Raw genomic sequence first — 26,997 nt, 5'->3', positions numbered from 1 at the left:
GGCCTTTTTTATTGCAGGGGTAGAACGGACGATTAACCCGCCACCAACACCCGAATCGCTTCCAGTCGCAGCGCAGCCTTGTCCAACATCGCCAACCCTTGCTCGCGCTGTTTGCGCAAAGCCACCAGCTCGCTGTCGCGCACGGTTGGGTTGACTGCTTGTAACGCGGTCAGGCGCGCCAGTTCTTCATCGGTATCGGCAGCCAGGCGACGCTGCGCCTCAGCCACGCGCTCGGTGTGACGTGGGGCGATTTTCTCTTCGCCAGCGTTGATCCGTGGCGCCAGCTGATCACGCTGAGCCTGGATGAACTTGTTGGCGCTGGCACGCGGCACGCTTTCCAGTTGATCATTCAGGGTTTCGAACGACACCCGGCCCGACAGGTCGTTGCCGTTGGCATCAAGCAGGCAGCGCAGGGCGGCGGGCGGCAGGTAACGACCCAGTTGCAGCGAGCGCGGTGCAACCACTTCGCTGACGTAGAGCAGTTCCAGCAACACGGTCCCCGGTTTCAGCGCCTTGTTCTTGATCAGCGCAACGGCGGTGTTGCCCATCGAACCGGATAGCACCAGGTCCATGCCGCCCTGCACCATCGGGTGCTCCCAGGTGATGAACTGCATGTCTTCACGAGACAGCGCCTGGTTGCGGTCGTACGTGATGGTTACGCCTTCGTCGTCGCCGAGCGGGAAACTGGCGTCGAGCATTTTTTCGCTCGGCTTGAGAATCAGGGCGTTTTCCGAATGGTCTTCGCTGTCGATACCAAAGGCGTCGAACAGGGTTTCCATGTAGATCGGCAGGGCGAACTGATCGTCTTGCTCAAGAATGTCTTCAACTAGCGCATCGCCTTCCCCAGCGCCACCGGAGTTGAGCTCCAGCAGGCGGTCACGGCCGGTATGCAGGTCGGCTTCCAGACGCTCGCGCTCGTTGCGTGCCTCGTCGATCAGCGCTTGCCACTCGCCATCGTCGGCGTTTTCCAGCAGCGGCAGCAGGCGCGGGCCGAACTGATGCTGCAAGGCGTTGCCGGTCGGGCATGTGTTGAGGAACGCGTTCAGCGCTTCGTGGTACCACTGGAACAGCCGCTCTTGCGGGCTGGTTTCCAGGTACGGCACGTGCACTTCGATGATGTGCTTCTGGCCGATCCGGTCGAGACGGCCGATGCGCTGTTCCAGCAAATCCGGGTGCGCCGGCAGATCGAACAGCACCAAATGATGGGAGAACTGGAAGTTGCGACCTTCACTGCCGATTTCCGAGCAGATCAGCACTTGCGCGCCGAACTCTTCATCAGCGAAGTAGGCAGCGGCGCGGTCCCGTTCGAGGATGTTCATGCCCTCGTGGAACACCGTGGCCGGGATGCCGGAGCGCACGCGCAGGGCGTCTTCCAGGTCCATGGCGGTTTCTGCGTGGGCGCAGATCACCAGCACTTTGGTGCGTTTGAGCATCTTCAGTGTGTCGATCAGCCACTCGACGCGCGGGTCAAATTTCCACCAGCGCTCTTCTTCGTTGGCGTCCGGCTGGGCCTGGAAGCTGACTTCCGGGTACAGCTCGGCGTGATCGCCCAGCGGCAGTTCGAGGTATTCGTCGGGGCACGGTAGCGGGTACGGGTGCAGTTTGCGCTCCGGGAAACCCTGCACGGCGGCGCGGGTGTTGCGGAACAGCACGCGGCCGGTGCCGTGACGGTCCAGCAGTTCGCGGACCAGACGGGCGCTGGCTTCGGTGTCGCCATCGTTGACCGCAGTCAGCAAGGCTTCGCCTTCGTTGCCAAGGAAACCGTGGATGGTCTTGTGCGCTTTCGGCGACAGCCGCCCTTTGTCCAGCAACTCCTGAACGGCTTCGGCCACCGGACGATAGTTCTCGCTCTCGGCGCGGAAGGCGTGCAGGTCATGGAAACGGTTAGGGTCGAGCAGGCGCAGACGGGCAAAGTGGCTGTCCTGGCCGAGTTGTTCCGGGGTTGCAGTCAGCAGCAATACACCAGGGATGACTTCGGCGAGTTGCTCCACCAGCGAGTATTCCGCGCTGGCCTTGTCTTCGTGCCACACCAGGTGGTGGGCTTCGTCGACGACCATCATGTCCCAGCCGGCGGCAAACAGCGCGTCCTGAGCTTTTTCGTCGTCGACCAGCCATTCGAGCGCAACCAATGCGAGCTGGGTGTCTTCGAACGGGTTGGCGGCATCGCTTTCGATAAAACGTTCTTCGTCGAACAGCGCGACTTGCAGGTTGAAACGGCGGCGCATCTCCACCAGCCACTGGTGCTGCAGGTTTTCCGGGACCAGGATCAGCACGCGGTTGGCGCGGCCCGAGAGCAGTTGTCGATGGATAATCAGACCGGCTTCGATGGTTTTGCCCAGGCCCACTTCGTCCGCCAGCAGAACCCGCGGCGCAATGCGGTCGGCGACTTCACGGGCGATGTGCAACTGGTGCGCGATCGGCTGCGCACGCACGCCACCCAGGCCCCAGAGCGAAGACTGCAATTGGCGGCTGGTGTGTTCCAGGGTGTGGTAACGCAGGGAGAACCAGGCGAGCGGGTCGATTTGGCCGGCGAACAGACGGTCGCTGGCCAGGCGGAACTGAATGAAGTTCGACAGCTGGGTTTCCGGCAGGGTAACCGCTTCGTTCTGTGCGTTGAGGCCGTGATAGACCAGCAGGCCATCGACATCGTCGACTTGCTGGACGGTCAGTTTCCAGCCTTCGAAGTGAGTGATCGAGTCTCCCGGCGAGAACCGCACGCGGGTGAGGGGCGCATTCCGTAGCGCGTACTGGCGAGTCTCGCCAGTGGCCGGATAGAGCACGGTCAACAAGCGGCCGTCCTGTGCCAGAACGGTGCCTAAACCCAGCTCGGCTTCGCTGTCACTGATCCAGCGTTGCCCCGGTTGATACTGCTGCGCCATGCTGCCTGACTCCCACCTTGAAAAAGCGGGCTATCTTAACGGAATGAGGGCTTCAGGGCCAAAGGAATAGGAGCAGCAGCAAGCTTTAAGCTGCAAGCTGCAAGTCGACACGCCAATCATATTTTGAACGTGCGAGGCACCATCTACTGCCAAGCAGGTCACAGTTTGCGACCGATGGCTCAAGTCGCCATCCCCGCAGCCGACAGCCTGCAGACAGGAGACTAACTAATTATGCTGCCACCGATGCTCCCCTTGAGTGCCGTGCCGATCACTTCCCAGCACGACCCGATCCGCCAACGCCCGGATATTCCGCCCGTTGTACCGGTGCAGGAAAGCTCCAACGAAAGCACTATCGACCTGCAACAGCGCGACCCGGAGGAGGCGGCTTTTCAGCTGCGCGAAGAACAGCGTCGCAAACAGGAACAGCAACGGCGTCGTCGTGAAGCCGATGAAGATCCTGCCGAACACCTGGCGATTCCCGGAGATCTGCTCAACGCCGACAATACTGTGCCGGTAGTCCCGCTGATTGAAGACGAGCCGCGTCAGGGTGTGTGGGTCGATATTCAGATTTAGCCCCGGCGATGGCCAGCTCGTTCAGAGCGCTCAGCAGTGCATCTGTTTCCTGATCGGTATTGAGGTGGCTGACGGCGATCCGCGCGATGCTGTCCAGGCCTCTCGCCTGCATGTCCAGCGGCGTATAAGCCACACCATTGGCGCCGATGTTGATGCCTCGCTGTGCCAGCCGCTGTTTCAATTCAGCACTGTCCCAACCTTCGAGCGTGAAGGCGATCAGCCCCGATTGCTGATCGATGGCGCCCAGGTTATGCAGCGTCAGCCCGTTGACCGTCTCGAGGCGTTGGCGCAAGTGCCGGCACAATCCATCGATACGTTGGCGAACGCGCGCCGCCCCCAACCGGTTGAACTCATCCAGCGCGTTGGCTAACCCCGCCAGCAAGGCCACCGAGACTTCGCTGGTCTCAAAACGCCGCGCGTCGGCCCGCACCTGGAAACCCTCGCCATCCCAGGGTGCGGACAGCACGTCCAGTTGGCCGGGCATCAGGCGTTCGAGAAACCCTGGTTTGATGTACATCAGCGCCGTGCCTCGCGGGCCACGCAAGAATTTGCGTCCGGCACCCTTGAGCACATCGCAGTTCAGTGCCTGCACGTCGCAGGGCAGTTGGCCCAAGGCCTGGCCGGCGTCGATGAAGTAGGCAATCCCGTGCGCTTTCGCCACCGCGCCAATCGCTTCCGCCGGGTTGATCAGGCCGCTGTTGGCCGGGAGCCAGGTCAGTGCGATCAGCTTCACCCTCGAGTCGATCATCTGTTCGAGGGCGCTGACGGATACCGCGCCGGTCTCATCGCAAGGAATCACCTCCAGTCGCGCGCCTGCATTGACCGCGCCTGCGATGCAGGCGAGATTGCCGCCCCATTCATGGCGCCCGACCAGAATCCGCTCGCCGGCCTGCCACGGCCCCAGCGCGTTGAACGCCATGCCCCACGCCGCCGAGCCGCTGCTGGCGAACGCAATGTTTTCGGTGTGGGCGTTGAGCATTGTCGCCGCCGCGTGGCGAGCGCGGGCTTGAACGCTCTGGTCGGCCGCTTCCATCGGTCCGCAGAGGGACTCACGTTGCAACTGTTCAATCACCGCGTCGAGCGTGGCCTGACTGGGCAACGAGGCGCCGGCGTGGTTGAAGTGAATCACGCTGGCACACCCCGGCGTGGCCGCCCGCAGGCGTTCCACTTCGGAGGTGTTCATGGCCGCAACTCGAAAATCGCGTCGATTTCCACCGCCACACCGCTGGGCAGGCTCGATACGCCTACTGCTGTGCGCACGTGCCGGCCTTTTTCGCCAAGAGCGTTGACCAGAAGATTGGAGGCTCCGTTGGCGACCGCGCCCTGACGATTAAAATCAGCCGCGCTGGCGACGAACACGCCGAGACGTATGATGCGCACCAATTTTGACAGGTCATCTCCCAGCGCGTGGCCCAATTGGGCGAGCAGACCCAAAGCCGCCAGTTCGGCGGCGTTGATCCCTTCATCGTCGGAGATCGATTCTCCCAGACGACCAATGAACGCGGGTTTGCCGTCCTGCAAAGGAATCTGGCCGGAAATGAACAGATGGTTCTGGCTGACGACATGATTGACGTAGTTGGCGATGGGCTGGCTCGGCGTCGGCAAAGTCAGGCCCAGTTGCTGGACGCGTTGGGCGAGTGAGTCGGTCACGGGGAATCCTCCTGAATGAAGGCTCCAGCATGTTGGCGGACCAGCAGCACGACAAACGGATAGATCTAATCCGACGTATCCAAATAACTTATGCGTCGACTATTTCATTCAGCCATTCACCAAAGCATTCCGCTGCGTGGCTCGCCGGCCGGTCGGGAGTGACCAGCCAATAGCCGATTTCGCTGGTGAATGACGGAGTGTCAAAGGCCTCTACCAACGCACCTTCCTTGATTCGGCGGTGGATCAAATGGTGGCGTCCCATGGCAATGCCCTGACCAGCCACCGCCGCTTCGACGACGATGTTGTAGTCGTGAAGCATGACGCTGGGGTAGTGGGCGAGATCTAGGCCGCTGTGCGCGCTCCAGTCGATCCACTCGAACGGCTGATGGGATTTGGCCATGAGCAATGGGCCTTTTTCGATACCGCGGGCTTTGAAATCCGGGCTGCAAACCGGCGTCAGGGTTTCCACCATGAAGCGTCGGGCGCGGACCTTCGGCCAGCCGCCCTTGCCATAACGAATCGCCAGATCGACTTCGCCGCCGCCCACGTCGGCCAGTTCCACCGAGGGCATCAACTCGACATGGATGTGCGGGTGGCGGGCATTAAAACTGGCCAGGCGCGGCGCCAGCCATAGCGTAGCGAACGAAGCGAGGAGGCCGATGCGCAGGGTCGTTTCATGGAGATCATTGCTGCGCAGTTCGCGGGTGGCCAGGGCAATGGATTCGAGGGCCGGCTGTATCTGTCGGTAGTACGCTTCGCCGGCAGGGGTCAGATCGATGGCCCGGGTGCGGCGGATAAACAGCTGCTGGTTGAGGAACTGCTCAAGCTTCTGCACTTGATGGCTGATCGCACTTTGGGTCACCGACAGTTCCTCGGCAGCCTTGATGAAACTCAAATGCCGAGCCACGGCCTCGAAGGCGCGCAGGGCGATCAAGGGCGGCAGATCCTGATGCAATTCCACGGTGCGGGTCCTTTGGGTCCAGCGCAAAAACGCGATTGTGCGGTGAAAAACGTCTTGAGCACATATTTTGTTATGCCGCTGTCACACGGGTGGCTGGTCAGCGGCGGCGCCAGACCGCATTATTGTGCCATTCACCCAACGCAATGAATGCCATGAGCCAAGACGACAAGCTGATCGACCTCAATGCCGAACGCGCCAGGCGCGTTCATGACCTCAATGACAAGCGCCTCAATGAAGTGCGCCAGGCATTCGAGCAGGCCATGCCATTGGGCAAAGCGAAAAAGAAGCCTAAGAAAAAACCGAAAAAGCGTTAATTCCCCTCGCATCCGTTGATGCAGATCAGTTTCCCTCTCTCCTTTTCGCCCCGTCGCGGGCGATATTGATCCCGGTCAATGTTCTCTCCTGTCTGATTGGTTAACTTAGCCCCATCGCAACAGGGCAAGTGCAGGAGAGCCGTCATGTTTTTCGACAACGTGGTGATCGCCGGAGTGCTGACAGTCAGCCTCATGATTCTATTTTTTGCAGGGTTTGGATTTTTTATCTGGAAGGATTCGCACAAGCGAAAAAATCCGTAGGTCTTTCTGGAAGCAATGAGCACGCAAGGCACTTTGGGCAACTTCGGTTGCCCTTTTTTTTGCCCACGTTTTTACGAGGATGTGCCGCTCCCACATGGGGTCGGCGTGACGGCATAAAAAAGGCGCGAACCTCACGGAACGCGCCTTTTTCGTGGCAGGAATGTATCAGCTGCCGAGTGCCTTCGATGCCAGCCAGAACAGGCCGGCCGACAGGGCCACGGTGGCTGGCAAGGTCAGGACCCAGGCCAGCAGGATGGTTCTGACGGTGCCGCCTTGCAGGCCGCTTTTGTTTGCAACCATGGTGCCGGCCACGCCCGAAGACAGGACGTGAGTGGTGGACACCGGCAGGCTGAAGATGTTGGCCAGGCCGATCAGGCTCGCCGTGGTGATCTGCGCCGACATGCCCTGGGAGTAGGTCATGCCTTGCTTGCCGATCTTCTCGCCGATGGTCAGCACCACGCGCTTCCAGCCCACCATGGTGCCCAGGCCCAAGGCCAATGCGACCGCCAGAATCACCCAGAACGGGGCGTATTCCGTGGTAGTCGTGAGGTCTTTACGCAGTTTGTCCAGGTCAGCTTTTTCACGGGCTCCGAGGCTTGGCAGTTTGCTGACTTTCTTGGCCGTGTCGTCCAGGCAGAGCAAATAGCGACGCACTTCGATGCGGCTTTCCGCCGGCAGCGAGTGGTAATCGGACACACCTTTGAGGGTGTCGAGCAGGGCGGCGATGGTCGGTTCAGTCTGTTGCGGGTTGCAACGGAATTTCTCCGGCAAATCGCCTTCCACGCTTTTGCCCAAGGCCAGGAATTCACCCAGCGTATCGCCATTGCGTTTATAGAACTGGCTCAGGTGCAAGGTCGCATCGCGCGTCCGTTCGATCTGGTATGTGCTGCTGCCAAGGTCGAGTACGAACTGCGCCGGCACGATACCAATCAGCACCAGCATGATCAGGCCGATACCTTTCTGACCATCGTTGGAGCCGTGCACGAAGCTCACGGCCATGGCCGAGATCACCAGGACCAAGCGATTCCAGAACGGCGGATGCTTCTTGTCGTCGAGCTTGCGGCGCTGGTCCGGTGTCTTGTGCATCTTCGACAGCGGACGCCACCATTTAAGGCCGATCAGGATCAGTGCGGCGATCAGGAACCCGGCCATCGGCGAGAACACCAGCGAGGCACCGATATCGATCGCCTTCTGCCAGTTCACGCCGTCGGCCAACGGAATATCGTTGATCAGGGCGTTGGCCAGGCCGACACCGAGGATCGATCCGATCAGGGTGTGGGAGCTGGAGGCCGGGATACCGAAGTACCAGGTGCCCAGGTTCCAGGTGATGGCGGCGGCGAGCAACGAGAACACCATGGCCAGCCCGTGACCGGTGTTCACATTGATCAGCAGTTCTACCGGCAGCAGGTGGACGATGGCATACGCCACGCCAACGCCGCCCAGCAGCACGCCGAGAAAGTTGAACACACCGGAAAAGAACACCGCCAGATGCGGCGGCATGGCTTTGGTGTAGATCACCGTGGCAACCGCGTTAGCGGTGTCATGAAAGCCGTTGATGAACTCGAAGGCGAGGACAAAGGCGAGGGCGAGCAAGAGGCTCACAAGCACCCAAGCATCCAGTCCGCTGAATAAATCGATCATGAAGGTTTTCTGACCCGGTCGTAAGGGGGCGCGATTATGCCAGAAAAGACTGTTAATCGATGCACTCGCTGCTCATCGGTAACATTCTTCAACGAATTAGTTTTCGGCAATCCCTCGAGGCTAGCGTGTTTGCCGGGGTTCGCAAGTCATTGAATTTCGTTGAGATGCCCGCGGGCGCGAGGGATTGTCTCGTATGACCGAGAGGCGTGAAGGCTTGTATGAAATATCTGAGAAGAGGGCCAGACATGCGTCATTTACCTCATCAGATAAATGAGGTGACCGCAGCCCGCTCGTAGCGGGCGCGAATGGCAACATCAATGCATCCGCTTTTAACGAGTGCAGGCGCGGGCCCTTGAAAGGAATGAAACCGAGGCGATCATGGCTCTTCGGCTTTGAGTTCCTTTTCCATTTTCTGCAGTTCCTGGGTAAAAGCCTGATCCTGAACGGTGGCGCGTTTACGCCAGGGTTTGCGTTCCGGTTCGGGCTGAGCGGCGTAGGTGGTGACTTCCCCGCCGTAAACATCCTTGTAACGTTGTTCCTGGCGCTCAAGTTCCGCGCGCAGTTCGTCTTTCGTCACAGTGCTACCTGTATGGGTTGAGATTAATTCTGGTCATTCGCGCTGCATCAAATGTATTGACCACGCTCGCCGAACGGACGATGCCCGGTAAGGCATCGTTGTACGGCAGGGCAATCAATATTTCCATGTTGCAGGCGGCCACGGCACCAGAGCAAAACAGCTGACGTAGCATCAGTTTCCTGTTTCAGCGAGCGCGCTATCGGAGCATTTGAGATGAGCGTCAGGCGCTTGCTGCAGGCAGCCACGATGGAACATCGCGTTGCCGGGTGACGGGACCCGAATGAAAAGCCGGTTCGCCACTGAGTTGCATTATAGCGGTCGATTTGAATAACACTATCGCCAACGAGTTAAAAAATGAATGTTGATGTGTGATCGTTTTATTACTTGGAAGTTTTTACCAGTATCTAGCTTCGGTGTGTTTCTGACGTCATAAAGTCGAACAAGTTACGACATTACATGGGGGCTTTAATTGAGGGTTCAAGCATCGGAGAAAATTATGCAGTTGGAAAGACGCAACCCCCCGCCACCCTCGCGGCCTGCGTCTGCCGATTGCGATTATCGATCAACGGTTCGATAATCGCCCAATGTTGCTGGCTTCGGCTTGTGTCGTGAACCCCGAGCCGCTTGTAATAGCCGTCGCCGATCCGTGTGGGAAAAGGACCTGATATGAACGAACAAATGCGTAATGCCTTCGCTTCGGTAGCGCCGCCGATCGTCGCGTCTCCCGCCAAGCGGATTCAGGCCCTGACCGGCGATCCCGACTTCATGACGTCGCTTGCCCGTGGTCTCGCCGTGGTGCAAGCGTTCCAGGAGCGCAAGCGGCACCTGACCATTGCCCAGATCAGTCATCGCACGGAAATTCCCCGCGCCGCGGTGCGACGTTGTCTGCACACACTGATCAAACTCGGCTACGCCACCACCGACGGGCGCACCTATTCGCTGCTGCCCAAAGTGCTGACCCTCGGCCATGCCTATCTGTCGTCTACCCCGCTGGCGGTGTCTGCCCAGCCCTACCTCGACCGCATGAGCGAACAACTCCACGAGGCCTGCAACATGGCCACCCTGGAAGGCGATGACATTCTGTACATCGCCCGCTCGGCGACCACTCAACGGCTGATTTCCGTGGACCTGTCGGTGGGCGGACGCCTGCCGGCCTATTGCACTTCGATGGGCAGGATTCTTTTGGCGGCACTGGACGACACGTCGCTGCGCGAATACCTCGACCATGCCGACCTGCAAGCCAAGACCAGCCGCACCTTGCATACGCCCGAGGCGTTGCTCGAATGCCTGCAGGAAGTGCGGCAACAAGGTTGGTGCATCGTCGATCAGGAACTCGAACAAGGCCTGCGCTCGATTGCCGTCCCGGTGTACGACGCCTCCGGGCAAGTGGTGGCGGCGCTCAACGTCAGCACGCACGCGGGCCGAGTCAGCCGTAACGAGCTGGAGCAGCGTTTCCTGCCCGGTCTGCTGGGCGCCAGCCGCAACCTCAGCGCGCAGCTGTTTGCCTAAGCTGTTCGATAATCGCCCAGACTCGCGCTTGGCGAATTGACGCACTTTCCCCAAGATCACTAATGTCGCGGCAGCGCCAGCCAAGGCTGGCACCTGTCCGACTGCGTTCTTGCGTGGAATAAAAATAATGAACCAGCCTCAGTCTGTTGTAGGTCACTGCCTCGACGTGCAGTCCTTCATCAATGCTCAACCCATTTCGCGCTACCAGTGGCGAGTGGTGATCCTGTGTTTCCTGATTGTCTTTCTCGATGGCCTCGACACCGCGGCCATGGGCTTCATCGCGCCGGCCCTGTCTCAAGACTGGGGTATCGACCGCGCCAGCCTCGGCCCGGTGATGAGTGCGGCGTTGATCGGCATGGTCTTCGGTGCGCTGGGTTCCGGCCCATTGGCTGACCGCTTCGGGCGAAAAGTCGTACTGGTTGGCGCTGTTCCAGTTTGGTGGCGTATTGAGCGCGGTGGGTGTGGGCTGGGCAGTGGATCGGTTCAATCCGCACAAGGTCATCGGCGTTTTCTACTTGCTGGCTGGGGTGTTTGCCTACGCAGTGGGGCAGAGCCTGGGCAATATCACGCTATTGGCCACGTGGGTGCTGGTGGTCGGGATGTGCGTCAACGGCGCGCAATCGGCGATGCCTTCGCTGTCGGCGCGGTTTTATCCAACCCAGGCGCGTGCGACCGGGGTGTCGTGGATGCTCGGGATTGGCCGGTTCGGCGCGATTCTCGGCGCGTGGATGGGCGCGACGTTGCTGTGACTGGGCTGGAATTTTGAACAAGTGTTGACAGCGCTCGTGATCCCGGCGGCGGTGGCGACAGCGGCGGTGGTGGTCAAGGGCATGGTCAGTCATGCGGATGCGACCTGAGTTCTGTTTTCGAAGTAAATAGCCAGACAACAATCTGTTCGATAAACGAACACTCAGTCGATTATCGGATTGTTTGGGGTTTTTCGGGGGCTTACTCTTGAGTCACTACGGCGCGCGCATCGCGCCTTTATCCACTGTCGGTTCATCACAAAACGGGAGCCTGCCCCCATGGCTGAAATCCTTTCGCTGCAAGACGCGGTGAAGCAGTTCGTTAACGACGGTGATACCGTTGCGCTCGAAGGCTTCACCCACCTGATCCCTACGGCGGCAGGTCACGAAATCATTCGTCAGGGCAAGAAAGATCTGACGCTGGTGCGGATGACGCCTGACCTGATCTACGACCAGTTGATCGGTGCCGGTTGTGCTCGCAAGCTGATTTTCTCCTGGGGCGGCAACCCGGGCGTGGGCTCGCTGCACCGACTGCGTGACGCCGTCGAAAAGCAGTGGCCGCACGCGCTGGAAATCGAAGAACACAGCCACGCCGACCTGGCGAATGCCTACGTCGCTGGCGCCTCGGGCCTGCCGTTTGCGGTGCTGCGTGCCTACGCCGGCTCCGACCTGCCGAAGGTCAACCCGCTGATCAAGACCGTTACCTGCCCATTCACTGGCGAAGTGCTGGCCGCCGTGCCGTCAGTGCGTCCGGACATCACCGTGATTCATGCACAGAAGGCCGACCGTAAAGGCAACGTGCTGCTCTGGGGCATTCTCGGCGTGCAGAAAGAAGCCGCGCTGGCCGCCAAACGTTGCATCGTTACCGTTGAAGAAATCGTCGACGACCTCAACGGCCCGATGAACTCCTGCGTGCTGCCAACCTGGGCGTTGAGCGCCGTTTGCCACGTCCCTGGTGGCGCGCATCCGTCCTACGCCCACGGTTACAACGAACGCGACAACCGCTTCTACCAGGCCTGGGACCCGATTGCCCGCGACCGTGACACCTTCACCGCGTGGATCAACGAGTACATCCATGGCTGCGCTGACTTCAGCGAGTTCCAGGCCAAGCTGGCCGCTGCTTCGGAGGCGAAGTGATGACTTACACCACCAATGAAATGATGACCGTTGCCGCTGCCCGTCGTCTGAAAAACGGTTCGGTGTGCTTCGTCGGCATCGGCCTGCCGTCGAAAGCCGCCAACCTGGCGCGGCTGACTTCTTCACCGGACGTAGTCCTGATCTACGAATCGGGTCCGATCGGTGCCAAGCCGAGCGTTTTACCCTTGTCGATCGGTGACGGTGAATTGGCGGAGACCGCCGACACCGTGGTCCCGACCGGTGAAATTTTTCGCTACTGGCTGCAGGGCGGGCGCATCGACGTCGGTTTTCTCGGTGCCGCGCAGGTCGACCGTTTTGGCAACATCAACACCACGGTGGTCGGCGATTACCACTCACCGAAAGTGCGCCTGCCGGGGGCCGGTGGCGCGCCGGAAATCGCCGGTTCGGCCAAAAGCGTTCTGATCATCCTTAAACAGTCGGCGCGTTCCTTCGTGGAGAAGCTCGACTTCATTACCTCGGTCGGCCATGGCGAGGGCGGTGATTCGCGCAAACGTCTGGGGCTGCCGGGCGCAGGTCCGGTCGGCATCATCACCGACCTGTGCATCATGGAACCGGAAGCCGACACCCATGAATTCGTGGTCACCGCGTTGCACCCCGGCGTGACCCGCGAACAAGTGGTCGCGGCCACCGGTTGGGCGGTTCGTTTCGCCGACACCGTTGAACACACCGCCGAGCCGAGCGAAATCGAACTGAAAGCGTTGAGGGATCTTGAAGCCCGCACCGCCGCCGCCCACGGCCAAGCACCCGGAGAAGCGTGATGCGTGACGTTTATATCTGCGATGCGATTCGCACCCCCATCGGCCGTTTCGGCGGTGGCCTGTCGGCGGTTCGCGCCGACGACTTGGCCGCCGTGCCGATCAAGGCGTTGATGGAACGCAACCCTTCGGTGGACTGGAACGCGGTGGACGAGGTATTTCTCGGCTGCGCCAACCAGGCCGGCGAAGACAACCGCAACGTGGCGCGCATGGCGTTGCTGCTGGCCGGCCTGCCAGAATCGATTCCGGGCGTGACCCTCAATCGCCTCTGCGCTTCGGGCATGGATGCCATCGGCACGGCGTTCCGCGCCATCGCCAGTGGCGAAATGGAGCTGGCGATTGCCGGCGGCGTCGAGTCGATGTCCCGTGCACCCTTTGTGATGGGCAAGGCTGATGCGGCGTTTTCGCGCAGCATGAAGCTGGAAGACACCACCATCGGCTGGCGTTTCATCAATCCGCTGATGAAAGCCCAATACGGCGTCGACGCGATGCCGCAGACCGCTGACAACGTGGCCGACGATTACAACGTATCCCGCGAGGATCAGGACGCGTTCGCCCTGCGCAGTCAGCAGCGGGCAGCCGCCGCGCAAGCTGCAGGATTTTTCGCTGAAGAAATCGTTGAAGTGCGCATTGCCCACAAGAAGGGCGAAACCGTGGTCAGCCAGGACGAACATCCTCGCGCCGACACCACGCTGGAAACCCTGGCCAAACTGAAATCGGTCAACGGTGCGGATAAAACCGTGACCGCCGGCAACGCCTCGGGTGTGAACGACGGCGCTGCTGCTTTGATCCTGGCCTCCGCCGAAGCGGTGAAAAAACACGGTTTGACCGCCCGCGCCAAAGTGCTGGGCATGGCCAGTGCCGGTGTTGCACCGCGTGTGATGGGCATCGGCCCGGTGCCGGCGGTTAAAAAACTGACCGAACGCCTCGGCTTGGCCATCGACGATTTTGATGTGATTGAACTCAACGAAGCGTTCGCCAGCCAAGGCCTGGCAGTGCTGCGCGGACTGGGTCTGGCGGACGACGCGGCGCAGGTTAATCCGAACGGCGGCGCCATCGCCCTGGGTCACCCATTGGGCATGAGCGGTGCGCGTCTGGTGTTGACCGCGTTGCATCAGCTGGAAAAAACCGGTGGCAAGAAAGGTCTGGCGACCATGTGCGTCGGTGTCGGCCAGGGTCTGGCCCTGGCTATCGAACGTGTCTGACGCGCAGCCGCGACTGGCAGTGAATACAAGAACAGAGGAAAGCGACATGACTGACAAGCCTGGATACCGACGTCCGAAGGAAGGCACCCAGCCGGACTACCTGCACCCGACGTATCAATCCACCAACCTTCGCTCACCGTCCAAGCCGTTGGTGTTTCTGCCTCATTCGTTGTCGGAAATCACTGGCCCCACGGTCGGCGCCGAACGCGTCGGCGAGAAGGACAACGACCTCACCGCCCAGCACAACGGCGAGCCACTGGGGGAGCGCATCATCATCCACGGCCGCGTGCTCGATGAAAACGGTCTGCCGGTGCCGGGGATTCTGGTGGAGATCTGGCAGGCCAACGCCGCCGGTCGCTACAACCATGCCCGTGACCTGCACGACGCGCCGCTGGACCCGAACTTTACCGGCACCGGCCGCACCGTGACCGACGCCGAGGGTGGGTATCAGTTCCAGACCATCAAGCCCGGCGCTTACCCGTGGGGCAACCACCACAACGCCTGGCGCCCGGCGCACATCCACTTCTCGTTGTTCGGGCCGAGCGTGCTGACGCGCCTGGTCACCCAGATGTATTTCCCGGGCGACCCGTTGCTGGCCTACGACCCGATCTACAACTGCGTGCCGGACACACGTGCGAAAGAGCGACTGATCGCCACGTTCGACCTGGAAAAAACCATTCCTTCCTACGCCCTCGGTTATCGCTGGGACATCGTCTTGCGCGGCCGCGATGCCACGCCGATGGAGAAATAAGATGACGCTGACTGCGACCACGTCCCACACCGTCGGGCCGTATTACCACATCGGCCTGACGTGGCTGAACCGCGAAGACCTGACAATCGAACAGACCCTGGGCGAACGCGTGGCGATCACCGGGCAAGTTGTCGATGGCAACGGCGACGTCGTCAACGACGCGATGCTCGAAGTCTGGCAGGCCAACGCCGCCGGCAAGTACAACCATCCCGAAGACGAGCAGACCAAACTGCTGGACCCTCACTTCGAAGGCTTTGGCCGGATTCCGGTGGACGCGGAAGGACGCTTTCGGTTCACCACGATCAAGCCGGGCTCCGTCGAAGGCCTGAAAGGCACGACCCAGGCGCCGCACCTGGTGGTGCTGGTGTTTGCGCGCGGGTTGGTAAAGCACTTGCTGACGCGGATTTATTTCGAGGGTGAGCCGGCCAACGTTGATGATCCGTTGCTGGAATGCATACCGGCCGAGCGCCGCAGCACACTGATGGCGAAGCCGGATGCGTCAGGCGTTTACCAGTGGAATGTGATCCTGCAAGGCACCGACACCGAGACGGTGTTCTTCGATTATTAAATGAACACCGCAAATCCCCTGTGGGACCGGTGTTGCTTGTGTATCTGTGGAACGGGACTGTTGCGAAGTGTGTCTAGACTCTCACTGTCCCCATCGAGTGAAAAATAATGACAACTGACACGGCCAACACCGCGCACTACACCGGGGAAGAGCGCAGCAAGCGCATCTTCGCGATTGTCGGTGCCTCTTCGGGCAACCTCGTCGAATGGTTCGACTTCTACGTCTACGCCTTCTGCGCGATCTATTTCGCCCCGGCTTTTTTCCCGTCCGATAACCCGACCGTGCAGCTTGTAAATACGGCGGGCGTGTTCGCCGCCGGGTTCCTGATGCGGCCGATTGGCGGCTGGATTTTCGGGCGCGTTGCCGACAAGCACGGGCGCAAGAATTCGATGCTGATTTCGATTCTGATGATGTGCTTCGGCTCGTTGCTCATCGCGTGCCTGCCGACCTACAAGGACATCGGCGTCTGGGCGCCGCTCCTGTTGCTGTTCGCGCGCTTGCTCCAGGGCTTGTCGGTGGGCGGCGAGTACGGCACCACCGCGACCTACATGAGCGAAATCGCTCTCAAAGGCCAGCGTGGTTTTTTCGCCTCGTTCCAGTACGTGACGCTGATTGGTGGGCAGCTGCTGGCGGTGTCGCTGGTGGTGATTCTGCAACAGTTCCTCACCGAAGATGACCTGCGTGCGTACGGCTGGCGGATTCCGTTTGTAGTCGGCGCCGCGGCCGCCTTGATCTCGCTGTTCCTGCGTCGTTCGCTGAAAGAAACCTCGAGCAAGGAAATGCGCGAGAACAAGGACGCCGGCAGCATCAGCGCGCTGTTCCGCGACCACAAAGCCGCGTTTATCACCGTGCTCGGTTACACCGCGGGGGGCTCGCTGATTTTCTACACCTTCACCACGTACATGCAGAAGTACCTGGTGAACACCGCCGGCATGCACGCCAAGACCGCCAGTTACATCATGACCGGCGCGCTGTTCCTTTATATGTGCATGCAGCCGTTGTTCGGCATGCTCGCCGACAAGATCGGCCGACGTCACTCGATGCTCTGGTTCGGTGCCCTCGGTACGCTGTTCACCGTGCCGATCCTGTTGAGCCTGAAAAGCGTCAGCAGTCCGTTCCTCGCCTTTGTGCTGATCACCGTGGCACTGGCGATCGTCAGTTTCTACACCTCGATCAGCGGCCTTGTGAAAGCCGAAATGTTCCCGCCGGAAGTGCGCGCACTGGGCGTCGGTCTGGCGTACGCAGTGGCGAATGCGATTTTCGGCGGATCGGCGGAATATGTCGCATTGAGCCTCAAAGCCGTGGGCATGGAAAACTCCTTCTATTGGTACGTCACGGTCATGATGGCGGTGGCGTTCCTGTTCAGCCTGCGTCTGCCGAAGCAGGCAAAATACCTGCACCACGACCTTTGATTCATCTGCGTGGGCCGCACCGGCCCACGCTTTCAGGAACTGTTTATGAACCAGCAACCGGGCAATCAATTGTTCGATGCCTACTTCACTGCCCGCGATATGCGTGAGGTGTTTTGCGATCAGGGCCGGGTTCAGTCCATGCTCGATTTTGAAGCGGCACTGGCCCGGGCCGAAGCCAGTGTCGGGCTGATTCCGCACACGGCGGTGGCCTCTATCGAAGCCGCCTGCCACGCCGGGTATTACGATTTTTCCGCCCTCGGCGAGGCGATTGCCACGGCGGGCAATTCGGCGATTCCGCTGGTGAAGGCGTTGGGCCGACAGATTGCTACTGCTGATGCCGAAGCCGAGCGCTATGTGCACTTGGGCGCGACCAGCCAGGACGTCATGGACACGGGCCTCGTGCTGCAACTGCGCCGCGCACTGGAGCTGATTGAAAGCGATCTGGCGCAACTGGGCGAAACCCTCGCCACGCAAGCCCAACGATATGTCGCCACGCCGCTGGCCGGACGCACCTGGTTGCAGCATGCAACGCCGGTGACCCTCGGGATGAAAATCGCCGGTTGGCTGGGCGCCGTGACCCGCAGCCGTCAACGTCTGCAAGAATTGAAACCGCGTTTGCTGGTGCTGCAATTCGGCGGCGCCTCCGGGACGCTCGCGGCCCTCGGCGTGCAGGCGATGCCGATTGCCGAAGCGCTGGCCGCAGAATTGCACCTGACCTTGCCCGACCAGCCTTGGCATACCCAGCGCGATCGCCTGGTGGAATTCGGCTCGGTGCTGGGCTTGATTGCCGGCAGCCTCGGCAAGCTCGGGCGTGACATCAGTCTGTTGATGCAGACCGAAGCGGGCGAGGTGTTCGAACCTTCGGCGCCGGGCAAGGGCGGTTCCTCGACCATGCCGCACAAACGCAATCCGGTGGGCGCAGCAGTGCTGATCAGCGCCGCCACGCGGGTGCCCGGTCTGCTCTCGACGCTGTTCAGCGCCATGCCGCAGGAACACGAGCGGAGTCTGGGCCTGTGGCACGCCGAGTGGGAAACCCTGCCGGAGATTTGCTGCCTGGTGTCCGGCAGCCTCCAGCAAGCCTTGCTTGTGGCCGACGGACTGGAAGTGGACGCCGAGCGCATGGCCCGCAACCTCGACCTGACTCAGGGCCTGGTGCTGGCCGAAGCGGTGAGCATCGTCCTCGCGCAACGGGTCGGCCGCGACACTGCGCATCATTTACTGGAGCAGTGCTGCAAACGGGCCGTGGCTGAGCAACGGCATCTGCGTGCGGTCCTCGGCGACGAGCCGCAAGTGACTGCCGAGCTCTCGTGCGCCGAACTCGATCATCTGCTGGACCCCGCCCACTATCTCGGTCAGGCCCATACCTGGGTCGAGCGAGCGGTGGCTGAACATTCTGCGTTGACTGCCTGAAGGAGATTGTTGTGGCTTTCGTACAACTCGCCGAGGGCGAACTGCACTACCAAATTCAAGGGCCGCAGCTCATTGGCCCGGTGGATGGCCCGGAGGATGCGCCGGTGCTGGTGCTGTCCAACTCGCTGGGCACCGACCTGCACATGTGGGACGCGCAGATTGCCGCGTTCACCGAGCATTTTCGCGTGTTGCGTTTCGACACCCGTGGTCATGGCCAGTCGCTGGTGACGCCGGGGCCGTACAGCATCGAGCAACTGGGGCATGACGTGCTGGCGTTGCTGGATGCGCTGCATATTGATAAAGCGCATTTCTGCGGTCTGTCCATGGGTGGTTTGATCGGCCAGTGGCTGGGCATTAACGCCGGTGATCGATTGAACAAACTGGTGGTGTGCAACACTGCGGCGAAAATCGGAGACCCGTCGATCTGGAACCCGCGCATTGAAACCGTGCTGCGTGACGGCGCGGGGGCCATGGTGGCGCTGCGCGATGCCTCGATTGCGCGCTGGTTTACCCCGGACTTCGCCGCGGCCAATCCGCAGATTGCGAGCCGGATCACCGACATGCTCGCGGCCACATCGCCGCAAGGTTACGCGGCCAATTGCGCCGCCGTGCGCGATGCCGATTTCCGTGATCAGCTGTCGTCGATCAAGGTGCCGCTGCTGGTGATCGCCGGCACCGAAGATGCGGTGACGCCGCCGTCCGGTGGCCACTTCATCCAGGCACAAGTGCCGGGTGCCGAGTACGCCGAGTTTTACGCGGCGCACCTGTCCAACGTCCAGGCCGGCGATGCGTTCAGCGAGCGCGTGCTTGCCTTCCTGTTGGGCCATTGAGGGGAATTGTCGTGGACGAGAAACAACGTTATGACGAGGGGCTGGAAGTCCGTCGCGCCGTGTTGGGCGACGCTCATGTCGACCGCAGCCTCAATGCGCTGACCGAATTCAACTCGGAGTTTCAGGAAATGATCACCCGCCATGCCTGGGGTGACATCTGGACCCGTCCGGGCCTGCCGCGCCATACCCGCAGCCTGATCACCATCGGCATGCTGATTGGCATGAACCGCAATGAAGAGCTCAAACTGCATTTGCGTGCCGCCGCCAACAACGGCGTGACCCGCGGGGAGATCAAGGAAGTGATCATGCAGAGCGCGATCTATTGCGGGATTCCGGCGGCGAATGCGACGTTTCATTTGGCGGAATCGGTTTGGGATGAATTGGGGGTTGAATCGCGGGAGTGATACCCGAGATTTACGTTGCCTGAGCAGACGCTATCGCGAGCAGGCTCACTCCCACATTGGAATGCATTTCAAAGGTGGGAGTGAGAGCCTGCTCGCAATGAGGCAATCACAGACACCACCACTTTCCTGTAGCCCACAAAAAGCCCACCAAAGGGTGGGCTTCGTGTTCACAGCAGCGCGATCAGAACAACTTCATCTTCGGCGCATCTTCTTTCAGCGGCTCAGCTTTCGCCGTTTGCTCATTCCAGCCACCGCCCAGTGCCTTGTACAGATTCACGGCACTGGTCAGCTGCGCCAGACGGTCGGTGATCAGCGCCTGTTGCGCACTGAACAGCTGACGCTGGGCATCGAGGAAGGTCAGGTTGCTGTCGACGCCAATGCGATAACGCCGCTCGGCCAGACGGTAGTAATCCTGGTTGGCGGTGACGAAATCTCGCTGCGCCTGCAACTGCTCGGTGTAGGTCTGGCGGGCGGCCAGGCCGTCGGCGACTTCCTGGAAGGCCGTTTGAATGGACTTCTCGTAGTTCGCCACGCCGATGTCTTTCTGGATTTTCGAATAATCCAGGCTGGCGCGCAGGCTGCCGGCGTTGAAGATCGGCAGGTTGATTTGCGGCTGGAACAACCAGGTGCCCGAACCGCCCTTGAACAGACCGGACAGGTCTGGGCTCAGGGAGCCGGCATTGGCGGTGAGGCTGATGCTCGGGAAGAACGCGGCCCGTGCGGCGCCGATGTTGGCGTTCGCGGCTTTCAGGTTGTATTCGGCCTGCAGAATGTCCGGACGACGTTGCAGCAAGTCCGACGGCAGGCCTGGCGGTACATCGCTTAGCAGGTCGTCAGACAGCGGCTTGGCTTCTGGCAGATTGGCCGGAATGCCGGTGCCGAGCAGCAGCACCAGGCTGTTTTCGTCCTGGGCCACCTGGCGAGTGTACTTGGCCAGTTGCGCGCGGGCGTTTTCCACCGAGGTACGCGACTGTGCCAGGTCCAGTGCCGACGCTACGCCCACTTCGTTGCTGCGCGAGGTGAGCTTGTAGCTCTCCTCGAACGCACCGAGAGTGTCCTGAGTCAGCTTGCGCAGTTCCTTGTCCGCCTGCCAGGTCAGGTACGCATTCGCCACACTGCCCACCAGGCTGATTTGCGTGCTGCGCCGACCTTCTTCGGTGGCGAAGTATTTTTGCAGTGCTTCTTCACTCAGGCTGCGAACCCGACCGAACAGGTCGAGTTCATAAGCGCTGATGCCGACAGTCGCGGAGTAGGAACTGCTGATGCCGGCTTCACCGGTCTGCGAAGCCCGGGCCGGTACCCGCTGGCGGCTGGCAGCGGCATTGGCCGAGACTGCCGGGAACAGGTCCGCGCGCTGAATGCGGTACTGCGCCGCGAAGGCATCGATGTTCAACGCCGCGACACGCAGGTCGCGGTTGTTTTCCAGGGACACCTGGATCAGCTGTTGCAGCGCCGGGTCGTGGAAAAACTGCTTCCAGCCCTGTTCGGCGGCGGCCTGGTTCGGCGCCTGGGCCGGCGAATATGCCGGGCCTTGCGGGTACTCGGCGGCCACTGGTGCGGCCGGCTGCTGATAATCGGGTATCAGCGAGCAGCCGCTCAATACGAACGCGGCGACGGCTATGGAGAGTAGCGACTTGCTCATTGGCCAGCCTCTTTAGGAGTTTCAGTGGCGTCATCCTGGTCAGTTTTCTTGCGCTGGCCAATGGACGACACGGTGACGAAGAACAGTGGGACCCAGAAGATCGCCAGGATCGTGGCCGTGAGCATACCGCCAATCACGCCTGTACCGATTGCATGTTGGCTACCCGAACCGGCACCGGTGGAAATAGCCAGTGGTACCACACCGAGGACGAAGGCGAGCGAAGTCATGATGATCGGTCGCAAACGCATCCGGCACGCTTCGATCGCCGCATCGCGCAGACTTCGCCCTTGCTCATGCAGTTCCTTGGCGAACTCGACGATCAGAATGGCGTTTTTCGCCGCCAGACCGATGGTCGTCAACAGGCCCACCTGGAAGTACACGTCGTTGGACAGGCCCCGCAAGCTCGTGGCCAAGAGTGCGCCGATGATCCCTAGCGGCACCACCAGCATTACTGCGATTGGAATCGACCAGCTTTCGTACAGCGCCGCCAGGCACAGGAACACCATCAGCAGCGACAACGCGTACAACGCGGGAGCCTGAGAGCCGGACAGGCGTTCTTCGTACGACAGGCCGGTCCACGAAATACCCACGCCGGCCGGCAGTTTCTTCGCCAAGGCTTCGACTTCCGCCATCGCTTCACCGGTGGAATAGCCCGGCGCCGGGGCACCAAGGATTTCCATGGCTTCTACGCCGTTGTATCGCGAGAGCTTCGGTGCACCGTAGATCCACTCGCCCTTGGCGAAAGCGGAGAAGGGCACCATGGTCCCGGCGGCGTTACGCACGTACCACTTCTTGATATCTTCCGGACTCATCCGCGAGCCGGGCTGGCCTTGCACGTAGACTTTTTTCACCCGACCACGGTCGATGAAGTCGTTGACGTAGCTACTGCCCAACGCAATCGACAGGGTGTTGTTGATGTCGGTGAGGGTAATGCCCAGGGCACTGGCCTTCTCGTCATCGATTTCCAGCTGGTATTGCGGTTCGTCGTTCAGGCCGTTCGGACGCACCTGGTAAAGCATTTTGCTCTGTGCGGCCATGCCGAGGAACTGGTTGCGAGCTTCCATCAACTTGTCATGACCGATACCGGCGCGGTCTTGCAGGAACACGTCGAAACCGGTGGCGTTACCCAGTTCCAATACCGCCGGTGGCGCGAAGGCGAACACCATGGCATCGCGGAAGGTGAAGAAGTGCTGCTGGGCGCGGGCGGCGAGCTTGAACACGCTGTTTTCCGCATCCCGCTGATCCCACGGCTTGAGCATGATGAACGCCAGGCCCGAACTTTGGCCGCGACCGGCGAAGTTGAAGCCGTTGACGGTGAACACCGACGCTACGGCGCTCGACTCTTTGTCCAGCAGGTAGGCGCGCATCTCATCGATCACCACCTGCGTGCGCTGGGCGCTGGAGCCGGCCGGGGTCTGAACCTGGGCAAACAACACGCCCTGGTCTTCTTCCGGCAGGAACGCGGTTGGAATGCGGGTGAACAGCCAGATCATGCCGACGACGATGATCACGTAGGCCAGCAGGTACGGTGCCTTGTGCGTCAGCATGTTGCCGACGCCACGCTCGTAGCTTTTGACGCCACGGTCGAAGCTGCGGTTGAACCAGCCGAAGAAGCCGCGTTTCGGGGTGCCGTGCTCGCCTTTCGGAATGGCCTTGAGCATGGTGGCGCAGAGTGCCGGGGTGAAGATCAACGCAACCATTACCGACAGCGCCATGGCCGACACGATGGTGATCGAGAATTGCTTGTAGATCACGCCGGTGGAACCGCTGAAGAACGCCATCGGCAGCAGTACCGCCGACAGAACAAGGGCGATACCAACCAGTGCACCCTGGATCTGCCCCATGGATTTCTTGGTAGCCTCCTTGGGTGACAGGCCTTCTTCGCTCATGACCCGCTCGACGTTTTCCACCACGACAATCGCATCATCCACCAGCAAGCCGATGGCCAGCACCATGCCAAACATGGTCAGGGTGTTGATGCTGAAACCGAACGCCGCGAGGATCCCGAACGTACCCAGCAATACCACCGGCACGGTCATCGTGGTGATGACGGTGGCGCGGAAGTTTTGCAGGAACAGGAACATCACCAGGAACACCAGCACGATCGCTTCGACCAGGGTTTCAACCACACCCTTGATCGACTCGGTCACCACCGGAGTGGTGTCGTACGGGAACACCACTTCCATGCCTTGCGGGAAGAACGGCTTGAGCGTGTCCATGGTTTTGCGCAGGGCTTTCGCCGTGTCGAGGGCGTTGGCACCGTTGGCCAGTTTCACCGCCAGACCGGACGCCGGTGCGCCGTTGAACTGCGCGTTGATGCTGTAGTTCTCACCGCCCAGACCGACATCGGCGACGTCGGACAGACGCACTTGCGAACCGTCCTTGTTGACCTTGAGCAGAATCTTGTTGAACTGTTCGGCAGTCTGCAGGCGGGTCTTGCCGATGATCGTGGCGTTCAACTGCTGGCCAGGCACAGCCGGCAGGCCGCCCAGTTGACCGGAGGACACCTGGATGTTCTGCGCCGCGATGGCGGCCTTGACGTCCACTGGCGTCAGGCTGAAGTTGTTCAGCTTGGCCGGATCGAGCCAGACACGCATCGCGTACTGCGAACCGAAGACCTGGAAGTCACCGACACCGGCGGTTCGCGAGATCGGGTCCTGCATGTTCGACACGATGTAGTTGGACAGGTCGTCCTTGGTCATGCTGCCGTCGCGCGAGACCACGCCGATGACCATCAGGAAGTTTTTCACTGCCTTGGTCACGCGAATGCCCTGTTGCTGCACTTCTTGCGGCAGCAGCGGGGTGGCCAGGTTCAGTTTGTTCTGGACCTGAACCTGCGCGGTATCGGAGTTGGTGCCTTGTTCGAAGGTCGCGGTGATGGTCATGCTGCCGTCGGAGTTACTTTCCGAGGACACATAACGCAGGTTGTCGATACCGTTGAGCTGTTGCTCGATGACCTGCACCACGGTGTCCTGCACGGTTTGTGCGGACGCGCCTGGGTAGGTCACCTGGATCGCAATGGCCGGAGGCGCAATGCTCGGGTATTGGTTGATCGGCAACTTGAGGATCGATAGAGCCCCGACCAGCATGATCACCAGGGCAATTACCCAGGCGAAAATCGGACGGTCGATAAAAAATTTCGACATGATTTACTCCCCTTTGCCGCTGGAAGCCTTGTCAGCTGCCTGTGCGGGGGCCGGGTTCTTTGCGCCAATGTTAGTGGCCTCGGTCGCTTTGACTTCGACGCCGGGTTTGACGAATTGCAAGCCTTCGGTGATCAGGCGATCGCCGGCCTTCAGACCGTCTTCGATCAACCACTGGCTGCCGACAGTGCGGCTGGCCTTGAGCTGCCGCAGCTCGACCTTGTTGTCCGGGCCGACGACCAGCGCGGTCGGGGTGCCCTTGAGGTCGCGGGTCACGCCTTGTTGCGGCGCCAGGATCGCGGCCGCATTCACACCGGCCTGAAGCTGGGCATGTACGAACATGCCAGGCAGCAGGGTGTGATCCGGGTTCGGGAACACTGCCCGCAGGGTCACGGAACCGGTGGTCTGATCAACCGAGACTTCGGAGAATTCGAGTTTACCGTCGAGCGTGTACTGGCTGCCGTCTTCGAGGGTCAGCTTGACCGCTGCCGCGTTATCGCCGGACTTTTGCAGGCGACCGCTGTCCAGTTCGCGGCGCAGTTCAAGCAGCTCCACGGAAGACTGGGTGACATCGACATAGATCGGGTCGAGTTGCTGGATCACCGCCATGGCATCGGCCTGGCCACTGGTGACCAGCGCGCCTTCGGTCACATTTGAACGGCCGATACGACCGGACAGTGGGGCGTAAACCTTGGTGTAGCGCACATTGATCTGGGCGGTTTGCAGCGTGGCTTCCGATTGCAGGCGGTTGGCCAGGGCGGTGTCGTATTCCTGACGGCTAACAGCTTGCTCGTTAACCAGTTGCTTGTAGCGATCGGAAATCGATTTGGTCTGTTGCAGGTTGGCTTCGGCGCTTTTCAGCGTGGCTTCATAGACGGCTGGATCGATCTGATACAGCTGCTGGCCGGCCTTGACGTCGCCGCCTTCCTTGAACAGACGCTTGAGAATGATGCCGTTGACCTGAGGGCGAACTTCGGCGATGCGGTAGGCGCTGGTGCGACCTGGCAGCTCGGACGTCAGGGTAAATGCTTGCGGTTGCAGGGTGACGACGCCGACCTGAGGCGGTGGAGCGGGCGGCGCCGCTTCTTCCTTTTTACATCCGCTGAGCAGCGATGCAAGGGCGACGGCGGTGACCAGAGCGGTAACAGCTGGCTTGAATTGCATGAAAATCCTCGGGTCAGGCGCGCAAGTTGCGCACAAGAAATGTGTAAGGGTAAAAAAGGTGCGCTGTGTGGATAAGTAGCTTGCTAAGGAATATACTTACATTCATGGTTGTTTGTAAATACCTTTGCTGTGTATTCTCACCGTCACAAAAGCGGCTTCAAAGGTTTGAATTGTAGGCCGGGGACGATACCCAAGAACGTTCGCCCCACATTTATTCAGCGCTCGTTCAGACATCGCTGAAGCACCCTGATTGAGGTTGTACTGCCATGGTCCGTCGTACCAAAGAGGAAGCTCAGGAAACCCGTAGCCAGATACTCGAAGCGGCCGAAAAAGCTTTCTTCGAACGGGGCGTTGCGCGCACCACGCTGGCGGACATCGCTACCCTGGCCGGCGTGACTCGCGGGGCCATCTACTGGCATTTCAGTAACAAGGCGGATCTGTTGCAGGCCATGCTCGATACGTTGCATGAGCCGCTGGATGAGATGGCCAAAGCCAGTGAAAGCGAGGATGAACTCGACCCATTGGGCTGCATGCGCAAATTGCTGATTCATTTGTTTCATCAGGTTGCCATGGACCCGAAAACGCGACGCATCAATGAGATTTTGTACCATAAGTGCGAATTCACCGATGAAATGTGCGATCTGCGCCAGCAGCGCCGGGAGGTCAGCCTCGATTGCAACGTGCGCATCGGCCTGGCCTTGCGTAATGCCGTGAATCGGGGGCAGTTGCCGGACGATCTCGACACCGCCCGCGCCGCCATCAGCCTGCATGCGTATATCGACGGCATCCTGTATCAATGGCTATTGGCGCCCGACAGTTTCCAACTGCACGTCGAAGCCGTTCGGTGGGTCGATGCAGGATTGGACATGCTGCGCTTGAGCCCCAGCCTGCGCAATTGAAACAAAATGCGTAATTGGATCAACGGGTGTCAATCGTTGCAGGCGCAGATGAACGGTTATTCACCCGATTCGCGACAATGGGGTGCTTTTATATACGTCGGCTCACCTCGATGACAGATAGCACCCTCAGTATTTTGTAGGGATTTTGTGTCAGGACGGCTAGTGATCTGAGTTCGGTCATCAGACCAATCAGCCTGTAGGAGCGAGCCTGCTCGCGAAAAACGCCCGGACAACGCGTTCATCCAGGCAGCACGCGTTATCGTGGACGTCCATCGCGAGCAGGCTCGCTCCTACAGGGGAATGCGTCCATCCAGAGCCAGGTCGGCTATCAGGTCGCCTCGCGCTGTTGATCTGCTTGCTCCACGGCGCAGGACGGGAGCGAGGCACCGGACAAAAAAGGGGCAACAGCGCTTGGTTAATTGCCGCCGGGCAAACCAACAGCAGCCGTAACCGCAGAAATGGACATGCACACAACCCACAACCTGAAAATCCCGGCTGCGGTGCAACGTGGAATCGCCCACATTGAATCGTGTTAAATCTCGAGT

At 60.5% G+C, this 26,997-nt stretch carries 24 protein-coding genes and 1 pseudogene; 15 read left to right on the top strand and 10 right to left on the bottom strand.

All coding sequences use genetic code 11. From position 1 onward, the window contains the following. Window positions 1-32 precede the first annotated feature (32 nt). Complete coding sequence (rapA, locus tag ACYZT4_RS14710) at window positions 33-2,879, bottom strand: RNA polymerase-associated protein RapA (RefSeq protein ID WP_461980740.1); 2,847 nt, start codon at window positions 2,877-2,879, stop codon at window positions 33-35. A 231-nt stretch (window positions 2,880-3,110) separates the two neighbouring features. On the opposite strand from rapA, the gene ACYZT4_RS14705 reads away from it, so the two are divergent. Beyond that, window positions 3,111-3,452, top strand: coding sequence for an aspartate-semialdehyde dehydrogenase (locus tag ACYZT4_RS14705; RefSeq protein ID WP_461980738.1), 342 nt, complete (start codon window positions 3,111-3,113; stop codon window positions 3,450-3,452). On the opposite strand, the gene ACYZT4_RS14700 is transcribed toward ACYZT4_RS14705, so the two are convergent. The 3 genes from ACYZT4_RS14700 to ACYZT4_RS14690 all read right to left on the bottom strand — a co-directional run bounded on the left by ACYZT4_RS14700 (window position 3,370) and on the right by ACYZT4_RS14690 (window position 6,063). After that, on the bottom strand, window positions 3,370-4,635 hold the full coding sequence (locus ACYZT4_RS14700) for an aminotransferase class V-fold PLP-dependent enzyme (RefSeq protein WP_461980736.1): 1,266 nt from the start codon (window positions 4,633-4,635) through the stop codon (window positions 3,370-3,372). The two genes, ACYZT4_RS14705 and ACYZT4_RS14700, sit on opposite strands and share 83 nt — an antisense overlap. Continuing rightward, window positions 4,632-5,102, bottom strand: coding sequence for a RidA family protein (locus ACYZT4_RS14695; RefSeq protein WP_461980734.1), 471 nt, complete (start codon window positions 5,100-5,102; stop codon window positions 4,632-4,634). Before ACYZT4_RS14695 ends, ACYZT4_RS14700 begins: the two co-directional genes overlap by 4 nt. Before the next feature lie 88 nt (window positions 5,103-5,190). Continuing rightward, window positions 5,191-6,063, bottom strand: a complete 873-nt coding sequence (locus tag ACYZT4_RS14690; RefSeq protein ID WP_461980733.1) for a LysR substrate-binding domain-containing protein — start codon at window positions 6,061-6,063, stop codon at window positions 5,191-5,193. A 152-nt stretch (window positions 6,064-6,215) separates the two neighbouring features. On the opposite strand from ACYZT4_RS14690, the gene ACYZT4_RS14685 reads away from it, so the two are divergent. Both ACYZT4_RS14685 and ccoM read left to right on the top strand, forming a co-directional pair. Then, on the top strand, window positions 6,216-6,377 hold the full coding sequence (locus ACYZT4_RS14685) for a hypothetical protein (RefSeq protein WP_461980731.1): 162 nt from the start codon (window positions 6,216-6,218) through the stop codon (window positions 6,375-6,377). 144 nt (window positions 6,378-6,521) lie between these two features. Then, complete coding sequence (gene ccoM / locus ACYZT4_RS14680) at window positions 6,522-6,638, top strand: cytochrome c oxidase subunit CcoM (protein WP_461980729.1); 117 nt, start codon at window positions 6,522-6,524, stop codon at window positions 6,636-6,638. A gap of 165 nt (window positions 6,639-6,803) precedes the next feature. On the opposite strand, the gene ACYZT4_RS14675 is transcribed toward ccoM, so the two are convergent. The 3 genes from ACYZT4_RS14675 to ACYZT4_RS14665 form a co-directional block, all read right to left on the bottom strand. Further along, complete coding sequence (locus ACYZT4_RS14675; protein WP_461980727.1) at window positions 6,804-8,279, bottom strand: inorganic phosphate transporter; 1,476 nt, start codon at window positions 8,277-8,279, stop codon at window positions 6,804-6,806. A 376-nt stretch (window positions 8,280-8,655) separates the two neighbouring features. Further along, window positions 8,656-8,856: a hypothetical protein gene (locus ACYZT4_RS14670; protein ID WP_133837358.1), complete on the bottom strand. Its 201-nt coding sequence runs from the start codon at window positions 8,854-8,856 to the stop codon at window positions 8,656-8,658. Between the two features lie 4 nt (window positions 8,857-8,860). Then, window positions 8,861-9,028, bottom strand: a complete 168-nt coding sequence (locus tag ACYZT4_RS14665) for a hypothetical protein (protein ID WP_461980725.1) — start codon at window positions 9,026-9,028, stop codon at window positions 8,861-8,863. Between the two features lie 494 nt (window positions 9,029-9,522). Between ACYZT4_RS14665 and pcaR the strand changes: the two genes are divergently transcribed. The 11 genes and pseudogenes from pcaR (at window position 9,523) to pcaC (ending at window position 19,604) form a co-directional block, all read left to right on the top strand. Next, window positions 9,523-10,365 (top strand): pca regulon transcriptional regulator PcaR, encoded by an 843-nt coding sequence (pcaR, locus tag ACYZT4_RS14660; RefSeq protein ID WP_461980724.1) that lies wholly within the window; start codon window positions 9,523-9,525, stop codon window positions 10,363-10,365. A gap of 127 nt (window positions 10,366-10,492) precedes the next feature. After that, a pseudogene (locus ACYZT4_RS14655) lies at window positions 10,493-11,222 on the top strand (MFS transporter). Between the two features lie 168 nt (window positions 11,223-11,390). Next, complete coding sequence (locus tag ACYZT4_RS14650) at window positions 11,391-12,248, top strand: CoA transferase subunit A (protein WP_461980722.1); 858 nt, start codon at window positions 11,391-11,393, stop codon at window positions 12,246-12,248. Continuing rightward, complete coding sequence (locus ACYZT4_RS14645; protein ID WP_461980720.1) at window positions 12,245-13,027, top strand: CoA-transferase subunit beta; 783 nt, start codon at window positions 12,245-12,247, stop codon at window positions 13,025-13,027. Before ACYZT4_RS14650 ends, ACYZT4_RS14645 begins: the two co-directional genes overlap by 4 nt. Further along, window positions 13,024-14,229 (top strand): 3-oxoadipyl-CoA thiolase, encoded by a 1,206-nt coding sequence (gene pcaF, locus ACYZT4_RS14640; RefSeq protein WP_461980718.1) that lies wholly within the window; start codon window positions 13,024-13,026, stop codon window positions 14,227-14,229. The genes ACYZT4_RS14645 and pcaF overlap by 4 nt, the downstream gene beginning before the upstream one ends. Before the next feature lie 46 nt (window positions 14,230-14,275). Continuing rightward, window positions 14,276-14,980 carry a protocatechuate 3,4-dioxygenase subunit beta gene (pcaH, locus tag ACYZT4_RS14635; protein ID WP_461980716.1) on the top strand — a complete coding sequence of 235 codons (705 nt, stop codon included), beginning with the start codon at window positions 14,276-14,278 and terminating at the stop codon, window positions 14,978-14,980. A 1-nt stretch (window position 14,981) separates the two neighbouring features. Next, window positions 14,982-15,548, top strand: coding sequence for a protocatechuate 3,4-dioxygenase subunit alpha (gene pcaG, locus ACYZT4_RS14630; protein WP_461980714.1), 567 nt, complete (start codon window positions 14,982-14,984; stop codon window positions 15,546-15,548). A 107-nt stretch (window positions 15,549-15,655) separates the two neighbouring features. Continuing rightward, a complete protein-coding gene (locus tag ACYZT4_RS14625) occupies window positions 15,656-16,960 on the top strand; it encodes an MFS family transporter (protein ID WP_461980712.1) in 1,305 nt (434 codons plus the stop codon). A gap of 45 nt (window positions 16,961-17,005) precedes the next feature. Then, a complete protein-coding gene (locus tag ACYZT4_RS14620) occupies window positions 17,006-18,370 on the top strand; it encodes a 3-carboxy-cis,cis-muconate cycloisomerase (protein WP_461980710.1) in 1,365 nt (454 codons plus the stop codon). 11 nt (window positions 18,371-18,381) lie between these two features. Then, window positions 18,382-19,200: a 3-oxoadipate enol-lactonase gene (pcaD, locus tag ACYZT4_RS14615; protein WP_461980708.1), complete on the top strand. Its 819-nt coding sequence runs from the start codon at window positions 18,382-18,384 to the stop codon at window positions 19,198-19,200. An 11-nt stretch (window positions 19,201-19,211) separates the two neighbouring features. Continuing rightward, the gene (gene pcaC / locus ACYZT4_RS14610; RefSeq protein WP_461980706.1) at window positions 19,212-19,604 is read left to right on the top strand and encodes a 4-carboxymuconolactone decarboxylase; all 393 of its coding nucleotides are present in this window, start codon (window positions 19,212-19,214) and stop codon (window positions 19,602-19,604) included. A 181-nt stretch (window positions 19,605-19,785) separates the two neighbouring features. Here pcaC and emhC read toward each other — a convergent pair whose 3' ends face one another. Genes emhC through emhA form a run of 3 tightly spaced genes read right to left on the bottom strand, consistent with a single transcriptional unit; the run spans window position 19,786 to window position 25,553 of the window. Further along, the gene (gene emhC / locus ACYZT4_RS14605) at window positions 19,786-21,246 is read right to left on the bottom strand and encodes an efflux RND transporter outer membrane subunit EmhC (RefSeq protein WP_461980704.1); all 1,461 of its coding nucleotides are present in this window, start codon (window positions 21,244-21,246) and stop codon (window positions 19,786-19,788) included. Continuing rightward, window positions 21,243-24,392 carry an efflux RND transporter permease subunit EmhB gene (gene emhB / locus ACYZT4_RS14600; protein WP_461980702.1) on the bottom strand — a complete coding sequence of 1,050 codons (3,150 nt, stop codon included), beginning with the start codon at window positions 24,390-24,392 and terminating at the stop codon, window positions 21,243-21,245. Before emhB ends, emhC begins: the two co-directional genes overlap by 4 nt. Before the next feature lie 3 nt (window positions 24,393-24,395). Next, entirely contained in the window at window positions 24,396-25,553 is a 1,158-nt protein-coding gene (gene emhA / locus ACYZT4_RS14595) for an efflux RND transporter periplasmic adaptor subunit EmhA (RefSeq protein WP_461980700.1), read from the bottom strand. Window positions 25,554-25,819: 266 nt separating this feature from the next. On the opposite strand from emhA, the gene emhR reads away from it, so the two are divergent. Next, a complete protein-coding gene (gene emhR, locus ACYZT4_RS14590) occupies window positions 25,820-26,452 on the top strand; it encodes an efflux system transcriptional repressor EmhR (protein ID WP_461980698.1) in 633 nt (210 codons plus the stop codon). The last annotated feature ends 545 nt before the right edge of the window (window positions 26,453-26,997 follow it).

Source organism: Pseudomonas sp. GB2N2, from assembly GCF_054897705.1.
This window is presented reverse-complemented; position numbering and strand designations above follow the sequence as displayed.

Bases quoted from the DNA above. Each gene is read 5' to 3' on its own strand.
- emhB (WP_461980702.1), bottom strand. From the start codon at position 24,392: ATGTCGAAATTTTTTATCGACCGTCCGATTTTCGCCTGGGTAATTGCC.
- ACYZT4_RS14625 (WP_461980712.1), top strand. From the start codon at position 15,656: ATGACAACTGACACGGCCAACACCGCGCACTACACCGGGGAAGAGCGC.
- ACYZT4_RS14705 (WP_461980738.1), top strand. From the start codon at position 3,111: ATGCTGCCACCGATGCTCCCCTTGAGTGCCGTGCCGATCACTTCCCAG.
- emhA (WP_461980700.1), bottom strand. From the start codon at position 25,553: ATGCAATTCAAGCCAGCTGTTACCGCTCTGGTCACCGCCGTCGCCCTT.
- rapA (WP_461980740.1), bottom strand. From the start codon at position 2,879: ATGGCGCAGCAGTATCAACCGGGGCAACGCTGGATCAGTGACAGCGAA.
- ACYZT4_RS14650 (WP_461980722.1), top strand. From the start codon at position 11,391: ATGGCTGAAATCCTTTCGCTGCAAGACGCGGTGAAGCAGTTCGTTAAC.
- ACYZT4_RS14620 (WP_461980710.1), top strand. From the start codon at position 17,006: ATGAACCAGCAACCGGGCAATCAATTGTTCGATGCCTACTTCACTGCC.
- emhR (WP_461980698.1), top strand. From the start codon at position 25,820: ATGGTCCGTCGTACCAAAGAGGAAGCTCAGGAAACCCGTAGCCAGATA.
- pcaG (WP_461980714.1), top strand. From the start codon at position 14,982: ATGACGCTGACTGCGACCACGTCCCACACCGTCGGGCCGTATTACCAC.
- emhC (WP_461980704.1), bottom strand. From the start codon at position 21,246: ATGAGCAAGTCGCTACTCTCCATAGCCGTCGCCGCGTTCGTATTGAGC.
- ACYZT4_RS14700 (WP_461980736.1), bottom strand. From the start codon at position 4,635: ATGAACACCTCCGAAGTGGAACGCCTGCGGGCGGCCACGCCGGGGTGT.
- ACYZT4_RS14665 (WP_461980725.1), bottom strand. From the start codon at position 9,028: ATGCTACGTCAGCTGTTTTGCTCTGGTGCCGTGGCCGCCTGCAACATG.
- ccoM (WP_461980729.1), top strand. From the start codon at position 6,522: ATGTTTTTCGACAACGTGGTGATCGCCGGAGTGCTGACAGTCAGCCTC.
- ACYZT4_RS14675 (WP_461980727.1), bottom strand. From the start codon at position 8,279: ATGATCGATTTATTCAGCGGACTGGATGCTTGGGTGCTTGTGAGCCTC.
- pcaH (WP_461980716.1), top strand. From the start codon at position 14,276: ATGACTGACAAGCCTGGATACCGACGTCCGAAGGAAGGCACCCAGCCG.
- pcaR (WP_461980724.1), top strand. From the start codon at position 9,523: ATGAACGAACAAATGCGTAATGCCTTCGCTTCGGTAGCGCCGCCGATC.
- ACYZT4_RS14685 (WP_461980731.1), top strand. From the start codon at position 6,216: ATGAGCCAAGACGACAAGCTGATCGACCTCAATGCCGAACGCGCCAGG.